This is a genomic window from Streptomyces sp. NPDC001828, from assembly GCF_042892175.1.
Taxonomy (GTDB): Bacteria; Actinomycetota; Actinomycetes; order Streptomycetales; family Streptomycetaceae; genus Streptomyces.
The window spans coordinates 146,935-165,400 of the sequence record NZ_JBIATV010000015.1; the positions used below are offsets into that span (position 1 = coordinate 146,935).

Consider the following 18,466-nt stretch of genomic DNA (forward strand, 5'->3'; position numbering starts at 1 on the left):
GTACATTCCCCACCATAGTGGGGCGCCATGAGCATGGATTCGATCGATCGTTCCGCCTCGGGTCCCCCGCCGGGCGACGCGCCCCCGGCCCCCGACCCCTCCCCCGACCACACCGTGATCGTCATCGGTGTGCTCGCGGTGGTGGCCGCGGTCGCCTGGGCGGCCCTGGGCAAGAGCTCCTTCGACAGTGCCTCCTCGACCGCGCTCGCCTGGGTCCTGAACAACTTCGCCTGGCTCTTCGTGGTCGCCGCCGACACCTTCCTGGTGCTGTGCGTGGTCCTGGCGATCAGCCGGTACGGGCGGATCAGGCTGGGCACGGACGACTCGGAGCCGGAGTTCACCAACCTGGCCTGGATCGCGATGATGTTCAGCGCGGGCATGGGCATCGGCCTCATGTTCTACGGGGTCGGCGAACCGCTCACCCACTTCCTCAGTCCGCCCCCGGCCAGCGGCGCCCTGCCCGGCACGGGCGACGCCGCGCGCACCGCCCTGGAGTACTCCTTCTTCCACTGGACGCTCACTCCCTGGGCGATCTACGGCATCGCGGGCCTCGCGCTGGCCTACGCGGGGTTCCGCAAGGGGCGCGGCAACCGTCTCTCCTCGGCGTTCGTGCCGCTGATCGGCGCGCGCCGGGCGGACGGATGGCCCGGCAGGTGCATCGATCTGCTCGCCGTGTTCGCGACGGTCTTCGGCACCGCGACCAGCCTGGGCCTCGGCGCGCTCCAGGTCGCCGAGGGCCTCCACATCACCTCGAACGTCGCCAATTCCCAGACCACCCAGCTCGTCATCATCGCCTCGCTCTCGGCCGCGTTCGTGCTGTCCGCGTTCTCGGGTCTGCACAAGGGCGTGAAGTGGCTGTCCACCATCAACATCGTGCTCGCCGCGGTCCTGATGGTCTTCGTGTTCGTGCTCGGCCCCACCGTCTACGTCCTCGACACCATCCCGGCCTCCATCGGCGGCTATCTGCACGATCTGCTGCCGATGGCCAGCCGCACCGGCGCCTTCACCGACCGCGACTGGCTGGGCACCTGGACGATCTTCTACTGGGCCTGGTGGCTGTCGTGGGCGCCGTTCGTCGGCACCTTCATCGCCCGGATCTCGCGCGGCCGCACCATCCGCGAGTTCCTCGTCGGGGTGCTGCTCGTGCCCAGCGGCGCGACGGTGATCTGGTTCTGCGTCATGGGCGGCACCGCGATCCGCCTCGCGTCCACCGGCGCGGCCGACCTCGCCGCGGCGGTGAAGGACGGCGCCGAGGCCTCGCTCTTCGCGATGCTGGACGCGCTGCCGATCGGCACGGTCACCTCGTACATCGCGATGGTCCTCGTGATGACGTACTTCATCACCAGCGCTGACTCGGCCTCCCTCGTGATGGGCTCGCTCACCAGCCGCGGCTCGCTGCACCCGCCGACGTGGCTGGTGGTGATGTGGGGCGTACTGATGGCGGCGGTCGCCGCGGTGCTGCTCGTCGCCGGCGGCCTCAAGTCGCTCCAGACGGCGACGATCCTGGTCGCGCTGCCCTTCGTCGTGGTGATGCTGGGCCTGTGCTGGTCCCTGGTGAAGGAGCTCCGCGAGGACCCGGGCGCGGGACCCTCCCGGCACGGCGCGCTGCACGGGATGCGCGACGCGGTGCGGGCCATGGTCGGCGACGCGATCACCGAGCAGGGCGCGGCCCGGCACCACCGCCTGCGCCGGGCCGCCAAGTCCCGTACGGGTGACGACAGTTCGGGCCCCGCACAGCCCTGACAAGGCCGGGGCCCCGGCACCGCCCCGCGCAGGCCGACCACGCCCCCTACCCTTCACAGCATGACGACCGACAACGACTACGCCGCCTACATCGCCGGCCTCCCCCGGGTACTCGCCGGCGCGGCCACGCTGTTCCGGGACGCCGAGGGCCAGGTGCTGCTCGTCGAGCCCAACTACCGCGAGGGCTGGGCGCTGCCCGGCGGGAGCGTGGAGTCCGACACCGACGAGACCCCGCGCCGGGCGGCCCGCCGGGAGACCCTGGAGGAGATCGGCCTCGACGTGGAGCCGGGCCGCCTGCTCGCGGTGGACTGGGTGCACGGCGTGGCCCGCCCGCCGATCGTCGCCTACCTCTACGACGGCGGCGTCCTCGATCAGCAGGCCCTGGACTCGATCCGCATCCAGGAGGAGGAACTCCTCTCCTGGCGCCTGGTCCCCCGCGAGGACCTCCCCGCGCACCTCCTGGGCGCCCTCAGCCACCGCGTCATGACCGCGCTCGACGTCCTGGCGGAGGGCCTCGGCACGGCGGAGCTGGAGAACGGGCGCCGGGTGGGGTGAGGCGGGCGGACCCACCGAGCCTCGCGCCGGACGGCGTGACCGGGCGGCCCCCGGGCCGGCCCGCCCGGCGAAATGCGTTCGCCGCCCCGGCCGGTGCCGCCTACGCTCGCCCGCATGGGCAAGCCACTCGTCGCGATTCTCTCCGGTGCCGGGATCTCCACCGACTCGGGCATCCCCGACTACCGGGGGCCGAACGGACTGTGGCGGCGCGACCCCGAGGCCGAGAAGCTGGTGACGTACTCCTCCTACATGGCCGACCCGGAGATCCGGCGGCGGTCCTGGCTGATGCGGCGTGACAGCCCGGCCCTCAACGCCGAGCCGAACGCCGCGCACCGCGCGATCGTCGCGCTCGAACGGTCCGGTGTGCCGGTGCGCGTGATCACCCAGAACGTCGACGGACTGCAGCAGCGGGCCGGCTTCCCCGAGCGCAAGATCCTCGAACTCCACGGCACCGCACGGGCGGTGAGCTGCACCCGCTGCCACGCGCGGTCCGCCATGGCGGAGGCCCTGTCCCGGGTGACGGCGGGCGACGCGGACCCGGCGTGCACGGTGTGCGGGGGCATCCTCAAGTCGGCGACGGTCATGTTCGGCGAACGGCTCGACCCGGAGGTGCTGGCCCGGGCGACGGCCATCGCCAAGGCGTGCCAGATCTTCATCGCGGTCGGCACGACCCTCCAGGTCCAGCCCGCCGCCTCGCTGGCCGGGATCGCCTCGGACGGCGGCGCCCGCCTGATCATCGTGAACGCCGACCCGACCCCGTACGACGCGCTCGCCGACGAGGTGGTCAGGGAGCCGATCGGCACGGCGCTGCCCCGACTCCTGCACGAACTCCCCCACGCCTGAGGCCGGATCCGGCCCCGCAGTTGGATACCCTCTCGGTTGACTTCGGGGCATCGGCGGGCTGAACTGCCGTGACAGGGGATGGAATTCCATGAGCGCACCTTCCACCGACCTTTTCCAGCCGCTCGGCCCGGACGACCCCGCCGTCGTGGGCGGTTACCGGCTGACCGCCGTGCTGGGTGCGGGCGGCATGGGCAAGGTGTACCTCTCCTACACGCCGGGCGGCCGGCCCATCGCGCTCAAGGTGATCCGGCCCGAGTTCAGCGAGGACCCCGAGTTCCGGCGGCGCTTCCAGCAGGAAGTGCGGGCGGCCCAGCGGGTGCAGGGGCTCTACACGGCGCCGGTCATCGACTTCGACACCGAGGGATCACGGCCCTGGCTGGCCACCGCCTACGTGCCGGGCCCCTCGCTCGCGCACGCCGTGGCCCAGCACGGGGGGCTGCCGCCGCGCAGTGTGCTGCTGCTGGCCGTCGGGGTCGCCGAGGCGCTGCACGTCATCCACGGCGCGGGCATCGTCCACCGTGATCTGAAGCCCGCGAACGTCCTGCTCGCCGCCGACGGCCCCCGCGTCATCGACTTCGGCATCGCCCGCGCGGCGGACGCCACGTCGCTGACCGGGCACGGCGTCAGCGTCGGCACCCCCGCGTTCATGGCGCCCGAGCAGGCCTCCGCCGGTACGGTCACCGCCAACACCGACATCTTCGCGCTCGGCCAGATCGTGGCCTTCGCGGCGATCGGCGCGCCCGCGTTCGGCGAGGGCTCCTCGCACGCCGTGCTCTACCGCATCGTGCACGAGGAGCCCGATCTCAGCGCGCTTCCCGACGAGTTGCGGCCCCTGGTGACGCGGTGCCTCAGCCGGGACCCGGCGGACCGGCCGAGCCTGACCGAGATCATCCGGATGTGCCACGACCTCTCCCCCGCACCGCTGCGCCAGGGCGAGGACTGGCTGCCCCGGGCGGTCGCCGGTTCCATCACCGAGCGCCTCCAACTTCCCGAACCGGCGAAGACCCCGCCGCCGCCCGCCGCCGCCCCGACGCCGACCGAGTTCTCCCCGGGGCCCCCGGCGCAGGCCGCGCCCCCGTACCCGCCGGCCGGTCACGCCGTGGCCGCCGCGCCGACGCAGGCCGGCTACCCGTCCTACCCGACCCAGGCCGCCCATCAGACGCCGCCGCCCGGATATCCGGCACAGCCCGCCCATCAGACACCGCCGCCCGGCTACCCGGCACAGCCCGGCTACCCGACCCCCGCGCCCGGCTACTCGACGCCGTCCGGCCCCGGCTATCCGACGCCCGCGCCCGGGTACGGGCCCGGCCACTCGGCGCCCGCGCCGCGCCGCAACCGGACGGGGCTGATCATCGCGGGGAGCCTCGTGGCGGGGGTCATCGCCATCGCGGTCATCCTGTCCCTGCTGCCGAGCGGATCCGGCAACAAGGCCAAGAGCGGCGGGAGTTCGAGCGGGGCGAGTGCCAAGAGCACACCGGGCGGCTCCGGGTCGAGCGGCAAGGGCTCGAAGCGCGCCGACCCCTCCCCTGCCGCTTACCAGGGCATCAACCTGACCGCCAACTACCAGCTCATGCTGGCCGACAGCCCGCCGCGGCCCGGCACCGGCGGGGACGCCGGCGTGTCGTACAACCACGGCGACCTGTACTTCTACAAGGACACCATGTTCGGCGACACGAGGCTCGGCACCGACAACGGCAAGCTGGTGCTTCTGAACAACTCGGAGAAGGGCTCGCTCGCGACCTGCCGGGCCGAGACGCGCTACACGGACAAGATCGGCCTCGATCAGCTCACCGACGGCTCGGAGATCTGCGTACTGAGCGACGCGGGCCACATCGCCGTGGCGACCTACCGGGGCAAGTCGGGCGCGAACGATCCGAGCACGTACATCACGCTCGACCTCAGGATCTGGCGCAATGCCGAGGAGCCTAAGACGAGCAACTGACGCTCTGCTCGCGGGGGTTGGCCCTCCGCAGCGTCAGAACAGCGCGTCCGTCGACTCGCCCCGCTCGAACGCGAGGAGCTGCCGCTTGCGCTCCAGGCCGCCGCCGTAGCCGGTCAGGCTGCCGTTGGCGCCGATGACGCGATGGCACGGGACGATGATGCCGACCGGGTTCTTGCCGTTGGCCAGGCCGACCGCACGGGAGGCGTTCGGGCTGCCGAGGGCTTCGGCGAGCTGCCCGTAGGAACGCGTCTCGCCGTACGGGATCTGCTGGAGCTGGTGCCAGACGCGCCGCTGGAACGGGGTGCCCAGCATGTTCAAGTCCAGCTTGAACTCGGTCAGTTCGCCCGCGAAGTACGCCTCCAGCTGACGGACGACCTCGGGGAAGGGGCCCTCGTCGTCGCGCTCGCCGAAGGTCTCCTGCGGTGGCCGGTGCCGCTGGCCCTCCATGTAGAGGCGGGCCAGGACGCCGTCGGCGGCGACGAGGGTGAGCGGGCCGTAGGGGCTGCCGATGACGGTGTGCGTGATGTGCACGGCTGAACTCCCTTATGCGGGAAGGTGGTTGATGGCGTGGTCCTCGGTCGCCCAGAGGTACTGGACGGCGTAGGCCCGCCAGGGCCGCCAGGCCGCGGCGCGCGCGGTGAGCGCGGCGGGGGTGGACGGCAGTCCGAGGTTCTGGGCCGCCCGGCGCATGCCGAGGTCGGTGGGCAGGAAGGCGTCCGGGTCGCCGAGTGCCCGCATCGCGATCGCCTCGACGGTCCAGGGGCCGAAGCCGGGCAGCTCCATGAGCTGGGCCCTGGCCCGGTCCCAGTCACTGTCGAGCCCCAGCTGGAGGGTGCCGTCGGCGAGGGCGGCGACGAGGGTGGTGAGGGTGACCCGGCGGCTGCGCGGCAGCGCCAAAGTCTCCGGGTCGATGGCGACCAGCTGTTCCGGGGTGGGGAAGAGGTGGGTGAGGCCGCCCGTCGGATCGTGGACGGCCTGGCCGTGCGCGCGCACGAGCCGGGCCGCGTGGGTGCGGGCGGCGGCCGTCGAGACCTGCTGCCCGAGCACCGCCCGCACCGCGAACTCCGCCGCGTCGACCGTGCGCGGCACCCGTCGCCCCGGCGCCTTGCCGACCAGCGGCGCGAGCAGCGGGTCGGCGCGCAGCCGGTCGTCCACGGCGACGGGGTCCGCGTCCAGATCGAGCATCCAGCGGCAGCGGCTGATGGCGATGGTGAGGTCGCGCAGATCGGTGAGGTGCAGGACGCAGCCGATGTGCTCCGGCTGCGGGGTGAGCTCGGCGATGCCGTGCCCGTACGGCAGGGACAGGGTGCGGCGGAACGAACCGTCGCGCCACTCCTCGACCCCGGGGACGCCGGTCGCGGCGAGGTGGCCGAACAGGTTGTCCGGGGTCAGCGGGGCGCGGAACGGCAGCCGCAGGGTGATCGCGCCCGGCGTCTGGCGTGCGATGCCGCGTGCGGCGCGGGCGCGCAGCTCGGTCGGGGCGAGCGCGAACACCTCGCGGACCGTGTCGTTGAAGGTGCGGATCGAGGAGAACCCGGCGGCGAAGGCGACCTCGGCCATGGGCAGCGGGGTCGTCTCGATCAGCAGCCGCGCGGTCTGCGCCCGCTGCGCCCTGGCCAGGGCGAGGGGGCCCGCGCCCAGCTCGGCGAGCAGCTGGCGCTCGATCTGGCGGGCGCTGTAGCCGAGGCGGGCCGCGAGCCCCGGGACGCCTTCGCGGTCGACGACTCCGTCCCTGATGAGGCGCATGGCGCGGGCGACCGTGTCGGCGCGCGCGTTCCACTCCGGGGAGCCGGGTGTGGTGTCGGGGCGGCACCGCTTGCAGGCCCGGAACCCGGCCTGCTGGCAGGCGGCCGCGCTCGGGTAGAAGGTCATGTTCTCGACCTTCGGCGGCACGACGGGGCAGCTGGGCCGGCAGTAGATGCGGGTGGTCAGGACGGCCGTGAAGAACCAGCCGTCGAAGCGGGCGTCCTTGGACTGGACGGCGCGTACGCAGCGGTCGGAGTCGGTGTGCATCGGGGTGGGGGCGACGGGGGCCATGTGTCAAGGATCCGGCACGGGGCGCTCGGGCGCTGGCGAGAATCCGACATCGACCTCGCGCGACCGGGGCGACCGCCCCCTCACCTCGGCGGGGCTCCGCCCCACACCCCGGTTCGGGCCTTCAGGGCGCTCGTCCCGACTTCCTACTTCTCAAGAGCCCGCTCGAAGGCCTGGTAGGCCCCCGTGTCGAACAGGACGAAGCGGATCTCCTTCAACGGCGGGCCGCTGTGGGCGCGGGCGGCACGGACGGCGATGCCCGCTCCGCTGTCGAGGGGCCAGCCGTAGATGCCCGTCGAGATCGCCGGGAAGGCGATGGTCTCGGCGCCCAGTTCCCGCGCGAGCGCCAGGGACTGCTCGTAGCAGGAGGCGAGGAGCGCGCTGCGGTCCTCCTCCTTCGACCACACCGGACCCACGGTGTGGATCACGTGCCCGGCGCGCAGCCGCCCCGCCGTGGTGGCGACCGCCCTGCCGGTCGCCAGGCCCTTCCCGTAGTGGGATGCCCGGAGCCTGCGGCAGTCCTCCAGGATCTCGGGGCCGCCCCGGCGGTGGATCGCGCCGTCCACTCCACCTCCTCCGAGCAGCGAGGAGTTCGCGGCGTTCACGATGACGTCGACCGTCTGCTCGGTGATGTCACCGCGCACCAGGACGATGTCCACGGGCGTCGTGGTCATCGGTGGTCGGCCTTTCTGAGCGTTCGCCACACTGCCTTCGCCGCGTTGTGCCCGGACATCCCGTGCACGCCCGGCCCGGGCCACGCGGCCGAGGAGCACAGGAACACCGACGGGTGCCGGGTCGCGTACGGGAACAGGGAGACCTTCGGGCGGAGCAGCAGCTGGAGACCGCGGGCGGCCCCGCACGCGATGTCGCCGCCCACGTAGTTGGCGTTGCGCGCGGCGAGTTGGGGCGGGCCGGCGGTCGCCCGCGCCAGGACCCGGTCGCGGAAGCCGGGCGCGAACCGCTCGATCTGCCGCTCGATGGTGTCCGTGAAATCGCCCTCCCAGCCGTTGGGGACGTGCCCGTACGCCCAGAACACGTGCTTGCCCTCGGGCGCGCGGGACGGGTCGACGAGGCTGGGCTGGGCGGTGATCAGGAACGGCGTGTCGGGGGCCGTGCCGCCGGAGGCCTGGTTCAGGGCGGTGCCGATCTCGCGGCTTGAGGGGCCGATCTGGACCGTGCCGGCCCGGTGGGGCTCCTTCGCCGTCCACGGGACCGGCCCGTCCAGGGCGTAGTCGATCTTGAAGACGGCGGCGCCGTACTTGTAGCCGTCGTAGGCGCTGCCCAGGCCCGCGATCCGGGCGAGCGCGGTCGGCGAGGTGTCGAAGAGGTAGGTGCGGGCCGGCGGCAGATCGTCCAGGCGCTTGACCTCGAACCCGGTGTGCACCTCCCCGCCCAGGTCACGCAGATACGCGGTGAGCGCGTCGGAGATGGACTGGGAGCCGCCGCGCGGCAGCGGCCAGCCGTTCTCGTGCGCGGCCAGCGCGAAGAGCATGCCGACGCCACCGGTGGCCACCCCGCCCAGCGGGGCGATGACATGGGCGACCAGCCCGGCCATCAGGGCGCGCGCCCGGTCGTCGCGGAAGCGGCGCATCAGCCAGCTGTACGGCGGCAGGCCCGCGACACCGAACCGGGCGAGCCCCACCGGATCGCGCGGCAGCGCGGTCAGCGGCAGCGACATGAAGTCCCGTGCCAGGACGTCCCACTTGCCGAGGAAGGGGGCCACCAGACGGCGGTACGTTCCCGCGTCGCGCGGCCCGAAGGACGCGGCGGTCTCGGAGACCGAGCGGGACAGCACGGCGGCCGTGCCGTCGTCGAAGGGGTGGGCCATCGGCAGCTCGGGGTGCAGCCATTCGAGCCCGTACCGGTCGAGCGGCATGGCGCGGAAGGCGGGCGAGCCGATGCCCAGGGGATGGACGGCGGAGCACGGGTCGTGGCGGAAACCGGGCAGCGTCAGCTCCTCGGTCCTGGCGCCGCCGCCCACGGTCTCCTTGGCCTCGAAGACCTCAACGCGCAGTCCCCTCCTGGCCAGTTCGACCGCAGCGGTCAGCCCGTTGGGTCCCGCCCCCACGACGACGGCATCGAGCATCGACGGCACCTAGGACTCCTCACGCCACGGCCAGGGCCCCCAGGATATTCCGGTGCACCGACAATCCGGCGCCCGGTAGCGTCCGGCCGGTGAACTCGCACCCGGACTCCGCCTTCAGCGCCCGTATCGCCGCAGTCGCCGAGCGGCTCACCGAGGTGCCCGGGGTGGTGGCCGTCGCCCTCGGCGGCAGCCGCGCGCGCGGGACGCACCGGCCGGACTCCGACTGGGATCTCGGCCTCTACTACCGGGGCGCCCTGGATGTCGCCGCCCTGGCCCGGCTCGCCGACGAGATCACGGGCGCCCCGGTCGAGGTCGCGGGTCCCGGCGGCTGGGGGCCCTGGGTGAACGGCGGGGCCTGGCTGAGGATCGACGGCGTCGCGGTCGACTGGATCCTGCGCGACCTGGACCGGGTCGAACGGGTCGGGGCGGATTGCCTGGAGGGCCGCTACGAGGTCGGGGTGCAGCCGGGCCACCCCCTCGGCTTCTGGTCGCCGGTCTACCCCGGCGAGGTGGCCCTGGGGCGTGTACTGGCCGATCCACAGGGCGAGTTGACGGTCCTTCAGGATTCCGTGCGGCGCTACCCCGAGCCGTTGCGGGCGGCGCTGGTCGCCGCGTCCTGGGAGGCGGAGTTCTCGGTGGCGGGCGCCCGTAAGTCGGCCGGGTCGGGCGACGCGCTGCACGTCTCGCTCTGTCTGTCCCGGGCGTTCGGCATCCTCGCCCAGTCGCTGCACGCCCACCACCGGCGCTGGCTGCTCAACGAGAAGGGCGCGCTGACCTCGGCGGCCGCGCTTCCCGCCGCCCCGCCGGATCTCGCCGCGCGCGTGTCGGCGGCCCTGGCCGGTCTCGACGCCGAGGCGGTCGAGGCCGCGGCCGGGCTGGTCAGTGACGTTCGGGCCGCGCTCCGGTGACGTGGGCCCGCTCCTGCGGACGTACGGGCCGGCGCCGCTGTGCGGCGCGCGTGCCTCACTCCCCCGCGAGCAGGCCCCGCAGCCGCTCCGCCGTCGCCGCGTCGCGGGCCGCGGTGAAGGGAAGCGCGTTGCCCCCGGCGATCTTGAACGGCTCGCCTGCGACGGTGGTCTGCGCGCCGCCCGCCTCGGCGACGAGGAGCAGCCCTGCCGCGTGGTCCCAGGCGTACTCCCACGAGAAGGCCAGGCCGTCCAGCTCGCCGCGGGCGATCGCGAGGTATTCGAGACCGGCCGAGCCGCACGGCCGCGGCCGGACGCCCTCGGTGTCGAGGGCGAGGAGGGCGCGCTTCTGGTCGGGCGTCGTGTAGTCGGGGTGGGAGGTGGCGACTTCGAGGACGGCGCCGGGTGCGGGTGAACCGGCGCGCAGCGGCGTGCCGTTGAGGGTGGCGCCCCGGCCCCGCACCGCCACGGCCATCTCGTCGAGCGCGGGGGCGTACGTCCAGGAGGCGAGCAGTTCGCCCCGGTGGGCGAGGGCGACCAGGGTGCAGAATCCGGCTTCGCCGCGGACGAACTGGCGGGTGCCGTCCACCGGGTCGACGATCCATACCGGGGCGTCGCCGCTCAGTGCCTCGTACACCGTCGGGTCGGCGTGCACGGCCTCCTCGCCGACGACGGCCGAGCCGGGAAGTATCGCCGTGAGCGAGGCGGTCAGATGCTCTTCGGCGAGCCGGTCGGCGACCGTCACCAGATCGTGCGGGCCGTTCTTCTCGACGATCTCGTGCGCGGCCAGCTGCCGGAACCGCGGCATGATCTCGGCCGCGGCCGCCTTGCGGACCGCCTCTTCCACTACTGCCAGGTCACCTGCGAGAAAGTCGTCGATCATGCGTCCAGCAAAGCACGCGGCACTGACAATCGGCGAGCCGCTTTCGCACCGGCCGGCTCGGCGCGCGGCGCGGGAATGCGGCTCAGCCGATTACGGTTGGACCGCGCGGAACATATGGAGGCACAACGGTGCATGGCGAATACAAGGTCCCCGGCGGCAAGCTGGTGGTCGTCGATCTGGACACCCGTGACGGAGTGCTGCGGGACGTGACGGTCGCGGGCGACTTCTTCCTGGAGCCCGACGAGGCCATCCTGGCGATCGACGCGGCCCTCGAAGGCGCCCCGGCCGATACCGGAGCGGCCCAGCTCGCCGCCCGTATCGACGCGGCGCTGCCGCCGGGCACCACCATGTACGGGCTGACGTCGGAGGGCGTGGCGGTCGCCGTGCGCCGGGCGCTCGCGCACGCCACCGACTGGAACGACTACGACTGGCAGCTGATCCACGAGCCCGCGCAGCCGCCCGCGCTGCACATGGCGCTCGACGAGGTCATCACCGCCGAGGTCGCGGCCGGCCGGCGCCCGCCGACCCTGCGGGTGTGGGAGTGGGCCGCGCCCGCCGTCGTCATCGGCAGCTTCCAGTCGCTGCGCAACGAGGTCGACCCGGAGGGCGCCGAGCGGCACGGCATCACCGTCGTGCGCCGGATCAGCGGCGGGGGCGCGATGTTCATCGAGCCCGGCAACACGATCACGTACTCGCTGTCCGTGCCCGACGCCCTCGTGCAGGGCCTGTCGTTCGCGGACAGCTATGCCTACCTCGACGACTGGGTGCTCGGCGCGCTCGGCGACATGGGCATCAAGGCCTGGTACCAGCCGCTCAACGACATCGCGACCGAGGCCGGCAAGATCGCGGGCGCCGCGCAGAAGCGGATGGTCGCGGACGACGGCGCGGTGCTGCACCACGTGACGATGGCGTACGACATCGACGCGGACAAGATGCTGGACGTGCTGCGCATCGGCAAGGAGAAGCTGTCCGACAAGGGCACCCGGAGCGCGAAGAAGCGCGTCGATCCGCTGCGCCGCCAGACCGGGCTGCCCCGGGAGGCCGTGATCGAGCGGATGATCGCGTCCTTCCGCTCCCGGTACGGGCTCGCGGAAGGCCGCGTCACGGACGAGGAGATGGCCCGGGCACGCGAGCTCGCCGCGACCAAGTTCGGCACCGAGGAGTGGACGGCGCGCGTGCCCTAGGCGCGCGGCCTAACGGGGCGGATCCTGGGCTCCCGACGCGACAAGTCCCTTGTGCGCGGCGGGAGTCACGGCCGAAAGGACGACGTACAGGAGCAGCGCCGAGCCGAGTCCCACCGCCCAGCCGTAGTCGGCCAGCGGCTTGAGGAAGGGGATGAGGCCGCCGGTGGGGAAAGGGCCCGCCTTGGCGCCCTTGTCGTCCAGGGTGGAGTACGAGCCGCCGATCGCGAGCACCCCGCCCACCAGGAACGCGACGACGGCCCGCCAGTTCCAGCCGCCGGTGTACCAGTAGCGGCCGCCGGGCCGGTACAGGTCCGCGACGTCCAGGAGCGTGCGGCGCACCACCCAGTAGTCGGCGATGAGGATTCCGGCGACGGTGCCGAGGAGGCCGCCCACCACGCCGAGCCAGGTGAAGATGTACAGCTCGGGGGTGGAGGTGAGCTTCCACGGAAACATCAGCACCCCGACGACGCCCGTGATGAGGGCGCCCCGGCGGAAGTCGATGATTTTCGGCGCGAGGTTCGCCAGGTCGTACGCGGGCGAGACCACGTTCGCCGCCACGTTCACGGAGACCGTCGCGACCAGGACGGTGACCAGCGCGAAGAGCAGGCCGAAGACGTTGTCGGTCTTGGCGACCAGGTCGACCGGATTCCAGATCGGCACCCCGTACACCGCCTGGGAGCCGGAGGTGACCAGGACCGACAGGAGTGCGAACGCGGTCATGGTGGTGGGCAGGCCGAGTGTCTGCCCCCACACCTGGGCGCGCTGGCCCCGGCCGAAGCGGGTGAAGTCGGGGATGTTCAGGGACAGCGTGGCCCAGAAGCCGATCATGCCCATGAGGGAGGGGAAGAACACCGGCCAGAAGCCGGGACCCCAGCCGTGCTTCGAGGGCTGGTCGAGGAGCGGACCGAAACCGCCCGCCTTGTGGGCGATCCAGACCAGCAGCGCCAGGGCGCCGACGAGGACGAAGGGCGCCGCCCAGTTCTCGAAGCGGCGCAAGGTCTCCATCCCCCGGTATATGAGGGCGAGTTCGAGGATCCAGAACACGACGAAGCACAGCCAGAGCGTCCAGGGCCGGCCGCCGATCGGCGCCACGTCGGTCCAGCCGCCGAAGATCTTGCCGAGCAGCACGAAGATGCCCTGGCCGCCGATCCAGGTCTGGATGCCGAACCAGCAGCAGGCGACGGCGGCCCGGACCAGCGCGGGAAGGTTGGCGCCGCGCAGCCCGAAGGAGGCGCGCGCGAGCACCGGGAAGGGGATGCCGTACTTGGGTCCCGCGTGGCCGGTCAGAAGCATCGGGACGAGCACGATCAGGTTGGCGAGCGCGATCGTGAGGACGGCCTGCTTCCAGTCCATGCCGAGCGCGACCAGACCGGAAGCGAGCGTCCAGGAGGGGATGTTGTGGGCCATGCCGACCCACAGCGCGGCGAAGTTGTACGTCGTCCAGGTCCGCCCCTCGGGCGGCACCGGCCGCAGGTCGGCGTTGGTGAAACGGCCGTCCTCGGGGGCGGCCGCGGCGGATATGGCGGTGGCTTCGGTCATGGGCGGGCCATTCGTTCGGGGAGGGCGAAGGGGGCGAACGGACCGTGCGGATGAGGGAGTTGGCGCCTATCGGGTCAGGGCGGGGATGATCTGCTGCCCATAGGCGTCGATGACCGGCTCGCGGGCGTCGTGCATGGCGTACACCGCGAACTGATCGACGCCCAGCGCCTTCAGCTCCTTCAGTTTCGCGATGTGTTGCTCCGCCGTGCCGAGGAGGCAGAAGCGGTCGACGATCTCGTCGGGCACGAAGGCGGTGTCCGGGTTGCCGGTGCGGCCGTGGTGGCTGTAGTCGTAGCCTTGGCGCTGCTTGATGTACTCGGTGAGCGCCTCGGGCACGAGGCCGGAGTGCTCGCCGTAGCGGGCGACCAGGTCGGCGACGTGGTTGCCGACCATGCCGCCGAACCAGCGGCACTGCTCGCGGGCGTGCGCGAGGTCGTCGCCGACGTAGGCGGGGGCGGCGACGCAGATGGTGATCGACTCGGGGTCGCGGCCCGCGCCGGCGGCCGCCTCGCGGACCGCCTTCACCATCCATTCGGTGAGGAACGGGTCGGCGAGCTGGAGGATGAAGCCGTCCGCCTTCTGGCCCGCCAGCGCGAGGGCCTTGGGCCCGTACGCCGCCATCCAGACGGGCAGCTTGCCGTCCTTCACCCAGGGCAGTCTCAGGCTCTGCCCGTCGACGTCGGCCTCGCGGCCCTCGGCGAGGTCGCGGATGACGCCGATGGCCTCGCCGAGGCGGGCCAGCGTGTTGGGCTTGCGGCCGGCCACCCGCATCGCGGAGTCGCCGCGCCCGATGCCGCAGACGGTGCGGTTGCCGTACATGTCGTTGAGGGTGGCGAAGGTCGAGGCGGTGACCTCCCAGGTGCGGGTGCCGGGGTTGGTCACCATCGGGCCGACCGTGAGGCGCCGGGTGTTCGCCAGGATCTGGCTGTAGATGACGAAGGGCTCCTGCCAGAGGACGGCCGAGTCGAAGGTCCAGCCGTAGCGGAAGCCGTTGCGCTCGGCCCGCTTCATGAGGCTGATGACCTGGGCGGCCGGCGGGTCGGTCTGCAGGACGAGTCCGAAGTCCATGGTGCGGTGCTCCTAGCCGAGGTACTGACAGGTGGCGCGCGGGACGTAGCAGCCGTGTCCGGCCCGGCCCGTGAACGTCCGCCGGTCGATGACGAGTTCACCGCGCGAGAGGACCGTCTGGACCTGGCCGGTCAGCCGCTTCCCCTCGTACGCCGAGTAGTCGACGTTCATGTGGTGCGTCTCGGCGGAGACGGTCTGCTCGGCGTGCGGGTCGTAGATGACGACGTCCGCGTCGGCGCCGGGGGCGAGAGTGCCCTTCTTCGGATAGAGGCCGAACATCCGGGCCGGGGTGGCGCAGGCGATCTCGATCCAGCGGCGGCGCGTGATGTGGCCGTCGACGACGGCCTGGTGCAGCAGGTCCATGCGGTTCTCGACGCCGGGAAGCCCGTTGGGGATCTTGGAGAAGTCGCCCCGGCCCAGCTCCTTCTGTCCCGTGAAGCAGAACGGGCAGTGGTCGGTGGACACCACCTGGAGGTCGTTGGTGCGCAGGCCCCGCCACAGTGCGGCCTGATGTTCCCTGGGCCGCAAGGGAGTTGAGCACACGTACTTGGCGCCCTCGAAGTCCGGCTCGGCGAGGTCGTCGGTGGACAGGAACAGATACTGCGGGCAGGTCTCGCCGAAGACCGGGAGCCCCTTGTCGCGGGCGGTGGCGAGCTCGGCGAGGGCCTCCTCGGCCGAGACGTGCACGACGTAGAGCGGGGCGCCCGCGACCCGGGCGAGCTGGATCGCCCGGTGGGTGGCCTCGGCCTCCAGAAGCGCCTTGCGCACCTCGCCGTGGTAGCGGGGATCGGTCTCGCCGCGGGCGAGCGCCTGCTCGACCAGGACGTCGATGGCGATGCCGTTCTCGGCGTGCATCATGATCAGCCCGCCGTTGGCCTCCGCACGCTGCATGGCGCGCAGGATCTGCCCGTCGTCGCTGTAGAAGACCCCGGGGTAGGCCATGAATAGCTTGAAGGAGGTGATGCCCTCCTCGACCAGGAGGTCCATCTCCTTGAGGGAGCCCTCGTTGACGTCGGAGAGGATCATGTGGAAGCCGTAGTCGATGGCGCACTGGCCGTCGGCCTTGGCGTACCAGGCGTCCAGGCCGGCCCGCAGGGCCTGGCCCTGCGACTGCACGGCGAAGTCCACGATGGTGGTGGTGCCGCCCCAGGCGGCGGCGCGGGTGCCGGTCTCGAAGGTGTCGGAGGCGAAGGTGCCGCCGAAGGGCAGTTCCATGTGGGTGTGCGCGTCGACGCCGCCCGGGATGACATAGCGGTCGGTGGCGTCGATGACCCGGTCGGCGGTCCAGGCCCGGGCCACGGTGGAGCCGTGTGCCGCTATGGCCGCGATCCGGCCGTCCTCGATCAGTACGTCGGCGTGCGTCTCGTCGGCGGCGGTGATGACCAGGCCGCCTTGGATGAGGGTGCGGGTACTCATGGGTGGAGCTCCCTTTCGTACACGTACCCGTACGCGTACAGGTACGTGTACGGGTACTCGTGCTCGTGCTTGATCCGGGTCGGCTACACGGTGCGCAGGGCGCGTTCGAGGATCGCCGCGCCTTCTTCGGCCTCCGCGACGGTGAGGGTGAGGGGCGGCGCGATGCGCAGCACGCTGGTGTCGTGGCCGCCGCCCTTGCCGATGAGGAGGCCGCCTTCGCGGGCGGCTTCCAGGACGGCCGCCGCGGCCTCGGGGTTGGCCCGGTCCGTGCCGGGCTGGACCAGCTCGATGCCGGCCATCAGGCCCCGGCCGCGCACCTCGCGGACCACGGGGAGCTGGGCGCAGATGGCACGCAGCCGCTCGATGAGCAGCCCGCCGACGCGGCGGGCGTTGCCCTGGAGGTCGTGTTCGAGGACGTACGAGAGGTTGGCGAGGCCCGCGGCCATGGTGACCGGGGAGCCGCCGAAGGTCGAAATGGAGTTGCTGTCCAGGCAGTTCATGACCTCGGCCCGGGCGACGACGCCACCGATGGACATGCCGTTGCCGATGCCCTTGGCGAAGGTGAGCAGATCGGGCGGGCCGTTCTGGGCGTGCGCCTGCCAGCCCCAGAAGTGGTCGCCGGTGCGGCCCCAGCCGGTCTGCACCTCGTCGGTGATCCACAGGATGCCGTGCCGGTCGAGGACCTCGCGGAACGCGGCGTACAGGCCGTCGGGCGGTGAGGTGAACCCGCCCACGCCCTGGATGGGCTCGGCGATCAGGGCGGCCACGTTGCGGGTGTGGCCGAGGAGGTCTTCGAGGTCGGCGACGCAGGCCTCGATGAACTGGCTGTCGCTGAGGTGCGCGTAGGGTCCCCGGGCGCGGACGCCGCCGTGCACGTACAGCGTCTGGAGCGGCGAGAGCCCGGTGGGCGACCACGCGTGGTTGCCCGTGATGCCGACCGCGCTGAAGGAGCGGCCGTGGTAGCTGTTGCGCATCGCGAGGATCTGGTTGGAGCACCGGTAGGCGGTGGCGAGCAGCAGCGCGGTGTCGTTGGCCTCGGTGCCGGAGGTGGTGAAGAAGACCCGGGCGTCCGGGATGCCCGACAACTGGGCGATGCGCTCGGCGAGTTCGACCATCTGCCGGTTGAGGTAGAGGGTCGAGGAGTGGATGATCCGGCCGGCCTGCTCGGCCACGGCCTTGGTGACCTCGGGCAGGGCGTGGGCGGTCATCGTGGTGAGGATGCCGCCGAAGAAGTCGAGGTACTTGTTGCCGTCGGCGTCCCAGACGTGGCGGCCCTCGCCGTGGGTGATCTCGACGGGCTGCCGGTAGTAGAGCGCCAGCCAGTCGGGCAGCACGGCCCGGTGGCGGTCGTGGAGGGGGCGGGTCACGGCTTCACCAGGCCTTCGTAGGCGTCGGGGCGGCGGTCGCGGTAGAAGGCCCACTGCTGGCGGACTTCCTCGATGAGGCCGAAGTCCAGGTCCCTGACGAGGAGTTCCTCCTCCTTGTCGCTGGCCACCTCGCCGACGAACTGGCCGCGCGGGTCGACGAAGTAGCTGGTGCCGTAGAAGTCGTTGTCGCCGTACTCCTCGATGCCGACGCGGTTGATGGCGGCGACGAAGTACTCGTTGGCGACGGCGGACGCGGGCTGTTCCAGCTGCCAGAGGTATCCGGAGAGGCCGCGCGAGGTGGCCGAGGGGTTGTAGACCAACTGGGCGCCGTTGAGGCCGAGTTGACGCCAGCCCTCCGGGAAGTGGCGGTCGTAGCAGATGTACACGCCGACCTTGCCGACGGCCGTGTCGAAGACCGGCCAGCCGAGGTTGCCCGGTTTGAAGTAGTACTTCTCCCAGAAGCCCTTGACCTGGGGGATGTGGTGCTTGCGGTACTTGCCGAGGTAGCTGCCGTCGGCGTCGATGACGGCGGCGGTGTTGTAGTAGAAGCCCTCGCCCTCGGTCTCGAAGACCGGGACGACGATGACCATTCCGGTCTCGCGGGCGAGTTCCTTCATCCTGGTGACCGTCGGGCCGTCCGGGACGGGCTCGGCCCAGCGGTAGTGCTCGGCCTCCTGTACCTGGCAGAAGTAGGGGGCGTTGAACACCTCCTGGAAGCCGATGATCTTCGCACCCTGCCGGGCCGCCTCGCGGGCGTGTTCCTCATGCTTGGTGATCATGGATTCGGTGTCGCCGGTCCAGGTCGCCTGAACCAGTGCGGCGCGCACGACATTGGCCATGAGCTGCTCCTTCGACGGGTCGTCAGCCAGCCAAATCCACACGCGTAGATCCGCGTGTGGAT

The 18,466-nt window shown here is 72.0% G+C and carries 16 protein-coding genes; 6 read left to right on the forward strand and 10 right to left on the reverse strand.

Annotation, left to right across the window (positions count from 1 at the left end; genetic code table 11):
- Window positions 1-27 precede the first annotated feature (27 nt).
- From ACFYZA_RS33480 to ACFYZA_RS33495, 4 genes are all read left to right on the forward strand, one after another.
- Window positions 28-1,743, forward strand: a complete 1,716-nt coding sequence (locus tag ACFYZA_RS33480) for a BCCT family transporter (protein WP_382589809.1) — start codon at window positions 28-30, stop codon at window positions 1,741-1,743.
- A 60-nt stretch (window positions 1,744-1,803) separates the two neighbouring features.
- Window positions 1,804-2,298 (forward strand): NUDIX domain-containing protein, encoded by a 495-nt coding sequence (locus ACFYZA_RS33485; protein WP_382589812.1) that lies wholly within the window; start codon window positions 1,804-1,806, stop codon window positions 2,296-2,298.
- A gap of 114 nt (window positions 2,299-2,412) precedes the next feature.
- Window positions 2,413-3,141 carry an NAD-dependent deacetylase gene (locus ACFYZA_RS33490; protein ID WP_388494397.1) on the forward strand — a complete coding sequence of 243 codons (729 nt, stop codon included), beginning with the start codon at window positions 2,413-2,415 and terminating at the stop codon, window positions 3,139-3,141.
- Window positions 3,142-3,229: 88 nt separating this feature from the next.
- On the forward strand, window positions 3,230-5,083 hold the full coding sequence (locus tag ACFYZA_RS33495; protein WP_388494398.1) for a serine/threonine protein kinase: 1,854 nt from the start codon (window positions 3,230-3,232) through the stop codon (window positions 5,081-5,083).
- A gap of 33 nt (window positions 5,084-5,116) precedes the next feature.
- On the opposite strand, the gene ACFYZA_RS33500 is transcribed toward ACFYZA_RS33495, so the two are convergent.
- The 4 genes from ACFYZA_RS33500 to ACFYZA_RS33515 form a co-directional block, all read right to left on the reverse strand.
- Window positions 5,117-5,614 carry a methylated-DNA--[protein]-cysteine S-methyltransferase gene (locus tag ACFYZA_RS33500; protein WP_388494399.1) on the reverse strand — a complete coding sequence of 166 codons (498 nt, stop codon included), beginning with the start codon at window positions 5,612-5,614 and terminating at the stop codon, window positions 5,117-5,119.
- A gap of 12 nt (window positions 5,615-5,626) precedes the next feature.
- Window positions 5,627-7,096 carry a DNA-3-methyladenine glycosylase 2 family protein gene (locus ACFYZA_RS33505; RefSeq protein WP_388494467.1) on the reverse strand — a complete coding sequence of 490 codons (1,470 nt, stop codon included), beginning with the start codon at window positions 7,094-7,096 and terminating at the stop codon, window positions 5,627-5,629.
- 167 nt (window positions 7,097-7,263) lie between these two features.
- Window positions 7,264-7,791: an O-acetyl-ADP-ribose deacetylase gene (locus ACFYZA_RS33510; protein WP_382589824.1), complete on the reverse strand. Its 528-nt coding sequence runs from the start codon at window positions 7,789-7,791 to the stop codon at window positions 7,264-7,266.
- The gene (locus ACFYZA_RS33515; RefSeq protein WP_388494468.1) at window positions 7,788-9,203 is read right to left on the reverse strand and encodes a phytoene desaturase family protein; all 1,416 of its coding nucleotides are present in this window, start codon (window positions 9,201-9,203) and stop codon (window positions 7,788-7,790) included. Before ACFYZA_RS33515 ends, ACFYZA_RS33510 begins: the two co-directional genes overlap by 4 nt.
- An 89-nt stretch (window positions 9,204-9,292) precedes the next feature.
- Here ACFYZA_RS33515 and ACFYZA_RS33520 point away from each other — a divergent pair, with 89 nt between their 5' ends.
- Window positions 9,293-10,111 (forward strand): nucleotidyltransferase domain-containing protein, encoded by an 819-nt coding sequence (locus ACFYZA_RS33520; protein ID WP_388494400.1) that lies wholly within the window; start codon window positions 9,293-9,295, stop codon window positions 10,109-10,111.
- Between the two features lie 55 nt (window positions 10,112-10,166).
- Here ACFYZA_RS33520 and ACFYZA_RS33525 read toward each other — a convergent pair whose 3' ends face one another.
- On the reverse strand, window positions 10,167-10,991 hold the full coding sequence (locus ACFYZA_RS33525; RefSeq protein WP_388494401.1) for an inositol monophosphatase family protein: 825 nt from the start codon (window positions 10,989-10,991) through the stop codon (window positions 10,167-10,169).
- A 128-nt stretch (window positions 10,992-11,119) separates the two neighbouring features.
- Here ACFYZA_RS33525 and ACFYZA_RS33530 point away from each other — a divergent pair, with 128 nt between their 5' ends.
- Window positions 11,120-12,175: a biotin/lipoate A/B protein ligase family protein gene (locus ACFYZA_RS33530; RefSeq protein ID WP_382589834.1), complete on the forward strand. Its 1,056-nt coding sequence runs from the start codon at window positions 11,120-11,122 to the stop codon at window positions 12,173-12,175.
- A gap of 9 nt (window positions 12,176-12,184) precedes the next feature.
- Here the strand turns inward: ACFYZA_RS33530 and ACFYZA_RS33535 are convergent, their stop codons facing one another.
- From ACFYZA_RS33535 to ACFYZA_RS33555, 5 genes are all read right to left on the reverse strand, one after another.
- The gene (locus ACFYZA_RS33535) at window positions 12,185-13,714 is read right to left on the reverse strand and encodes an NCS1 family nucleobase:cation symporter-1 (RefSeq protein ID WP_388494402.1); all 1,530 of its coding nucleotides are present in this window, start codon (window positions 13,712-13,714) and stop codon (window positions 12,185-12,187) included.
- Window positions 13,715-13,780: 66 nt separating this feature from the next.
- Window positions 13,781-14,782 carry a TIGR03842 family LLM class F420-dependent oxidoreductase gene (locus ACFYZA_RS33540; protein WP_388494403.1) on the reverse strand — a complete coding sequence of 334 codons (1,002 nt, stop codon included), beginning with the start codon at window positions 14,780-14,782 and terminating at the stop codon, window positions 13,781-13,783.
- A gap of 12 nt (window positions 14,783-14,794) precedes the next feature.
- Window positions 14,795-16,198: a dihydropyrimidinase gene (gene hydA, locus ACFYZA_RS33545; RefSeq protein ID WP_388494404.1), complete on the reverse strand. Its 1,404-nt coding sequence runs from the start codon at window positions 16,196-16,198 to the stop codon at window positions 14,795-14,797.
- 83 nt (window positions 16,199-16,281) lie between these two features.
- Window positions 16,282-17,565, reverse strand: coding sequence for an aspartate aminotransferase family protein (locus ACFYZA_RS33550; protein ID WP_388494405.1), 1,284 nt, complete (start codon window positions 17,563-17,565; stop codon window positions 16,282-16,284).
- A complete protein-coding gene (locus ACFYZA_RS33555) occupies window positions 17,562-18,404 on the reverse strand; it encodes a nitrilase-related carbon-nitrogen hydrolase (protein ID WP_382589850.1) in 843 nt (280 codons plus the stop codon). Before ACFYZA_RS33555 ends, ACFYZA_RS33550 begins: the two co-directional genes overlap by 4 nt.
- Between the last annotated feature and the right edge of the window lie 62 nt (window positions 18,405-18,466).